The sequence below is a fragment of the Psittacicella hinzii genome (assembly GCF_003585885.1).
Classification (GTDB): Bacteria; Pseudomonadota; Gammaproteobacteria; order Enterobacterales; family Psittacicellaceae; genus Psittacicella.
In genome coordinates this window covers 1-1144 of record NZ_NRHC01000112.1, presented here as the reverse complement: position 1 = coordinate 1144, position 1144 = coordinate 1, and the positions used below count along the sequence as shown (strand labels likewise).

1 protein-coding gene is annotated in these 1144 nt (G+C 33.3%); it reads right to left on the bottom strand.

The window, feature by feature from the left end; translation table 11 throughout:
- Positions 1-45: 45 nt before the first annotated feature.
- Positions 46-555: a winged helix-turn-helix transcriptional regulator gene (locus CKF54_RS07195; RefSeq protein ID WP_119525677.1), complete on the bottom strand. Its 510-nt coding sequence runs from the start codon at positions 553-555 to the stop codon at positions 46-48.
- Positions 556-1144 lie beyond the last annotated feature (589 nt).

The window sequence follows — 1144 nt, the reverse complement described above, 5'->3', positions numbered from 1 at the left end:
ACAAAAGTACGGATTTCAGGTTTCAATCAGTTCTTTTTTGAAAGATTACTCACCAAATACTTGTTTTAAATCATCAGCTTTCAGCTCTGCAAAGAGATTATCAAATTGGTCAGTAAGTACTTGACTTAGATTATTACCATTATCAATACCTTTAGACTGCATGCGCTGATAAAGCTGTTCCATGTAGATATCTGTATAGTCTTTTTCTGCAGACTCTAATCCCATTACATTTTGGAAATGCTCACCCCAATCTTTTAAAGCAATTAGAACTGGTACTAAACTAAAACCTAGAGGTGTTAGAGAGTACTCTACTCTTGGAGGAACTTCTGGGTAGATCTTACGACTAACAAGACCTTGTTTTACCATCTCTTTTAACGTACTAGTTAGTACTTTTTGAGAAATACCATCTAAACTTGCTAGGAGTTCACTATTACGTTTTGTTGCAACTAAAAGGTCACGCACAATTAGTAACTTCCAACGTGAAGCAATTACTGACACAGTAAGAGCAATTGGGCAATGAGGTAATCTATCTAAAACGTCATTTAACTTACTCATTATCAAATAATCCTTATCGCTCGTAGCGATACTATCAAAGTAAATGATCAAGAGAATTACTTTCTCTTTTGATCAGAAGATCAAGCTATAGCATTTGATCCTTACAAATCTAAAGCAAACTTTTTTAACCCAAAGCTGAATTTTTTTAAATCAACCTCTGGTAAAATTCGGCACATTGCTTCTTAGCTGAAAAGAACTCAACTAGAAAGCAAATTTGGCATAACAAACTCCGACAAGAAAGACAGTAATCTTGTTTTTAAATCCTTCTTCCCTTTTCTTTGTTGTTATTCCCTATAAATAAAAATCCATAGTTAAGCTTATGCAAAGCTTTAAAATGACTTTAAAATGACTTTAAAACGCCTTTAAAACGCCTTTAAAAGGTCGAAAAATGGTTTTTAAAAAGCTCTTAAAAAGCTTTTAGAAAGCTTAAGCAAAACTTAATACACCTAATTCCCATTATATCCCATAGCTCCCTTAAAGTCTATAAGAGTTTATTTGGACCATAAAGAAGTTTAGGAGCAGAAACGAAGCCAAATCTAACTGATCATAGTACAAACTCAAATCAACTAGATTTACCCTATTCTCCCGA